Source organism: Peribacillus sp. P4_C12 (assembly GCF_056402095.1).
In genome coordinates this window covers 1-4,961 of record NZ_JBFUIB010000275.1, presented here as the reverse complement: position 1 = coordinate 4,961, position 4,961 = coordinate 1, and the positions used below count along the sequence as shown (strand labels likewise).

Genomic DNA, 4,961 nt, shown 5'->3' with positions numbered 1-4,961 from the left:
CTTTAATACCCGAAATACTATCTGCTTTTCCGGCATGATACTCTTCCATACCTTCAATTAAAGACATTYGTTCATCATAGCGTACCCCTTTGTAATCCTTGCTTCCCAAGACAAGGTATGCATACTCTAAATCAGCCCCAGTCACAGGTTTCCCATCTTGCCAATTAACATTGTCTTTAATTGTAAGTGTTACCGTTTTATTATCGTCTGAAATTTCATAAGAAGCAGCACCGTCATTTGTGAAAACATAGTTTTCGTCTGTATCCAGTAAATCTTCATCAAAGAATGTGATAACTTGGTTATCCGGTTCTCCTTGATAGAAAACTTTGTTTAATATCCCTTCAAACGGGGTATCTGATACCAATCCGTAAGTCAGATGGCCGCCATCAATCGGCTCTCCCTGATTTGTTGTTTTTGTCGGGAATAGCGATGTATCAACTTGTTCTACATCTTTCCCTTTCTTCTCTTTTGTTGACGATTTTTCCGTATCATTTGAACATGCAGCAAGCAGTAGAGACGATATAGCTAATGCACTTAATACCTTGCTATAACTTTTGATCTTCATGACATACACTCCCCTTTTTTATCCTCTTCTTTGTCTAGCATCTGCGGCGCGTTTTAACGCTTGACCAACAAAATTTATACTCAGCATCAACACTAAAATCATGAGTGATGCGGGTACCCATATCCACCATTTGTTTTCCAAAACATCTGGATTTCGAGCATAACTTATGAGCGTACCTAGACTCGGTGTGCTCTCTGGAAGACCGAATCCTAAGAAAGTCAAACTGGATTCTAGGCCAATATTACCTGCAAGATTCAAAATGAAATTAACAATAATCAGTGAACTGACATTAGGCAAAAGCTGAAAAAGGATGATTTTCCAATGTGGTGTACCAAGTGTTTGTGAGGCGTGAATATAGTCCAACTCACGCTCTGACAAAGCCTTTGAACGGATCAGTCGTGCTTTTCCTGTCCATAAAAACATTGTCATGATTAATATGAAAACATACACATTGAATACTGGTACAATCGTGACTACAACAACGATGAACATCAATTGAGGTAGGGCAATCACAAAATCGATAACACGCATAATCACATTGTCGGTAGCCCCGCCAAAATATCCAGCTAGAAGCCCTAAAGATAAACCAATGATAGCCGTGAATAAGGTAATGAACAAACTGATGGTAAATGAGTTTCTCGTACCAATGATCAACTGACCAAATACATCTCGTCCACCATAATCGGTTCCGAGCCAGTAGTCTGAAGATGGTTCCATATAAATGGAGAGGAAATCGACCTTAGCAATTTCCTTGGCATCCATAAAGAACGACGCACCGTAAACGAAAACCAATATAGCTACTAATATAATCAATGAGCCCATAGCAAGTTTATCCTTTTTAATTTCCTGCCATATGATTTTCATACCTGATGGGCTCACATCTTTCGTTTGAATGATTTTTCCGGATTCTACTTTCATTTCCATACGCTCACCCCGCTCCTATTCTATCCGTATGCGCGGATCGACCGCACTAAGTATGATGTCTGAAAGAAGAGTGCCAAGCAGAGTGGCAAATCCCGTCATCATGACGATGGCCGTCACTACACTGAAATCCCGTAAACTGACGGAACTAAGGAAAAGCTGTCCAAGTCCCGGATAACTAAAAATAGTCTCTATTATGACAGCGCCGCCGATCAACCCAGTAATTTCATAGCCTAAGAATGCTGCAATTGGCAAAAAGGAATTTCTTAGGATATGCCGTGAATATACGTTGGATTCAGGTACACCTTTTGAACGCGCAGTCCTTACGAAATCCTTTATTTTATTATCAATTATTTCATTTCGTAAATATTGAATTGTACTTGTTGTAGCTATTAAGGCCGTACTTAAAGCTGGTAAAATCAGGTGATTGATCTTACTTACAACATATGCGAATGTACCTTCATCCACTTTGGAATCGACACTGCCTCCAGACGGGAACCAATCCAGGGCAAATCCGAAAACAAATAACATAATTAACGCAAAGATAAATATCGGTGTGCCAAATCCTATATAACTATAGCCCGTAACGGTCTTATCCACCCAGGTATCATTATATCTGCCGCTAAGTATACCTAATGGAATGGCAAGCATATATGTAAAGATAAGTGTAACCAACGCAAGGAAAACCGTGTTCCAAAGCCTGTCTTCTATAACATCCATAACCGGCGTTTTATGTGTATAGGAAATACCAAAGTCCCCTTGTACAGCATTAGATGCCCACCTTATATATTGTTGATACCAAGGATCATTCAAGCCCAAATCTTCTCTGATTCTTTCAAGCTCAGCAGGATTAGCCCTAGGATTGATTTCTTGACCAGACAAGGCATCTCCCGGCATTGCTTTTGCCATCATGAAAACGATAATGCTCAATAAAAAGAGCTGCGGGATCATAACTAAAAAACGCCTGAGGATAAACTTCCACATATCCTTTCCACCTCCTTATTGTAATGCGACTCTATGTGTTGATGAGATTGGCTTCAAGTCATAAGCACGTCCATTTTCATCGAAAAATGTTGAATAAGACGACTCATACTCTGCTGATAATTTTTTTCTAAGCTGTACTTTTTCCTCACGAACTTCCGGCTCTAAATCCGGAATGGCAGCAATCAGACGCTTTGTGTAAATATGTTGGGGGTTGTCATAGATTTCATCGCTATTGCCTTCCTCTACTAATCTACCACGATACATAACGCCCATCCGATCACACATATGCCGGATTACACCGAGGTCATGACCAACAAATAAATAAGTTAAATTGAACTCCTGTTGGAGATCCTGAAGAAAATTCAACACCTGCGCCTGAACCGATACATCGAGGGCTGATACCGGTTCATCAGCAATAATCAGCTTGGGTTTTAATGTCAATGATCTAGCAATTCCAATCCGCTGGCGCTGCCCCCCTGAAAATTCATGAGGATACTTGTGAATCGATTCCGGACTGAGTCCGACTTTGTCCAAGAAGTCCTGAACGATTTTCTTTTCCTCTGCAGGTGATAACCGTTCAAAGTTCCTCAGCGGTTCGGCAATAATGTCCAGCACCCTCTTCTTGGGATTCAATGATGAATATGGGTCTTGGAAAATCATTTGGATATCTTTTCTGAATGGTTTAATCTCTTTTCTACTTAAAGCTGCTAAATCCCTGCCTTCAAACAGGATTTGTCCGGATGTCACATTATTCAACTTGACAACTGCCTTACCTGTCGTTGACTTGCCGCTTCCTGATTCTCCTACCAAACCATATGTTTCCCCTTGCTTCAGCTCAAAGGACACACCATCAACGGCTTTTACATGATCAACTACTCTTCGGAAAAAACCGCCTCTTATTGGAAAATGCACTTTTAAATTATCTACTTTGAGTAATGTCATGAGTCGATGCATCTCCTTCATCTTGAAAATAAAATTCTTTATAGCAGGTACACCGTACAAAGTGATCCTGACCTACCTCGTGAAGATGAGGCGACTCTTCATGAGCTTGTTTAGGAATCCATGGAATACGATCTTGGAATCGACATCCCTTCCTGTCCATTTTTGCTATCGATGGAACAATTCCCTCAATAACGTGCAAACGGTTTTTTTCATTGGTAGCCGAAGGGATTGAATTTAATAACGACCTAGTATATGGATGAAGTGGATTGTTAAATATCTCTTTAACACTTCCCGTCTCTACTACTTGCCCAGCATACATGACAACAATCCGATCAGCTACCTCTGCTACAACGCTCAGATCATGGGTAATTAATATAATCCCCATTTTGGTTTTAGTTTGAATATCTTTCAACAAATCAAGTATTTGCGCTTGAATGGTAACATCTAATGCTGTCGTTGGTTCATCAGCAATAACTAGTGCAGGATTGCAAGCAATGGCAATCGATATCATTGCTCTTTGACGCATTCCGCCTGATAGTTCATGCGGATATTGCTTGTACGTCCGTTCAGGATAAGGGATACCCACTTGTGTTAAGAGTTCGATTGTCCTGCTCTTTTTTTCATCCCTAGAAAGTTCAGTATGATAGTCAAGATTTTCTTCAATCTGTTTTCCGATTGTCATCAGCGGGTTCAATGCTGTCAAAGGTTCCTGAAATATCATCCCTAATTCCTTTCCGCGGACTTTATTCATTTGTGTATCATTCAGTGTAAGTAAATTTTGACCTTTATAATGTATTGTACCTTCTGACTTCGTTCTCTGTTTATTATGTAATTGCATGATAGAAAGGGCCAGAGCGCTCTTTCCACATCCTGATTCTCCAACCACCGCTACAATTTCATTTTCATTTACAGTAAACGAAACATCATCCACCGCTGCATGATATTTGCTCTGAATTCGAAATGAGGTAGTAAGGTTTTCAATTTGCAATATAGCTTTCTTCATCCCTGCTCCCCCTAAACTATTTTTTCGGGAAAATAATAAATCTTCTGATAATTATTTAGAATTTTAATCAATTTTTAACATTTATTCAATAGTTTTGTAGAAAATAATCACATTTTTTTCATATTTTATAACTTTAGGAATATTTTTCTGCAATATAAAAATAGTTTCCTTCATAACTTTTACACAGTAAAGTTATGAAGTCCTATTTATAACATAGAATAAAACATTTTAATTTTCTTATTTTGAAATAATGTTTAAATATTCCATTAAAAATATTAAATCACTTAATTTCACCTAGGGAAAAAGTACTTATTTTGTTCCAGTCTGAAAATTTTAATATTTCAGAAAAATTAGCTTATTTGTAAGAATATCTAATTCTTTCGTAGCAATAACAGCTTCAATAGCTGCTTCTAATTCAGCTTGTTTTGCAAGAACTTCGTTCGGATCCACAGCATTGACTTGAGCAATCTCCACTTTCGCAGTTCCCATAGAGAATTCTTTTGCATCAAGAGTAATTAGCTGGGCAATTGTTTTGTCGCTCAGGTC

At 38.7% G+C, this 4,961-nt stretch carries 5 protein-coding genes and 1 pseudogene; all 6 read right to left on the bottom strand.

Annotated elements, in window-relative coordinates:
* On the bottom strand, positions 1-565 hold a 565-nt coding region (locus tag AC1DUW_RS20920), incomplete at its 3' end, for an ABC transporter substrate-binding protein (RefSeq protein WP_477643354.1).
* An 18-nt stretch (positions 566-583) separates the two neighbouring features.
* Positions 584-1,483 (bottom strand): ABC transporter permease, encoded by a 900-nt coding sequence (locus AC1DUW_RS20915; protein WP_053348000.1) that lies wholly within the window; start codon positions 1,481-1,483, stop codon positions 584-586.
* Positions 1,484-1,504: 21 nt separating this feature from the next.
* Positions 1,505-2,470, bottom strand: a complete 966-nt coding sequence (gene opp4B, locus AC1DUW_RS20910) for an oligopeptide ABC transporter permease (protein WP_053345085.1) — start codon at positions 2,468-2,470, stop codon at positions 1,505-1,507.
* Between the two features lie 15 nt (positions 2,471-2,485).
* Positions 2,486-3,412 (bottom strand): ABC transporter ATP-binding protein, encoded by a 927-nt coding sequence (locus AC1DUW_RS20905; protein WP_477643353.1) that lies wholly within the window; start codon positions 3,410-3,412, stop codon positions 2,486-2,488.
* The gene (locus AC1DUW_RS20900; RefSeq protein WP_477643352.1) at positions 3,390-4,415 is read right to left on the bottom strand and encodes an ABC transporter ATP-binding protein; all 1,026 of its coding nucleotides are present in this window, start codon (positions 4,413-4,415) and stop codon (positions 3,390-3,392) included. Before AC1DUW_RS20900 ends, AC1DUW_RS20905 begins: the two co-directional genes overlap by 23 nt.
* Before the next feature lie 366 nt (positions 4,416-4,781).
* A pseudogene (locus AC1DUW_RS20895) lies at positions 4,782-4,961 on the bottom strand (DHHA2 domain-containing protein); the annotation flags it as partial.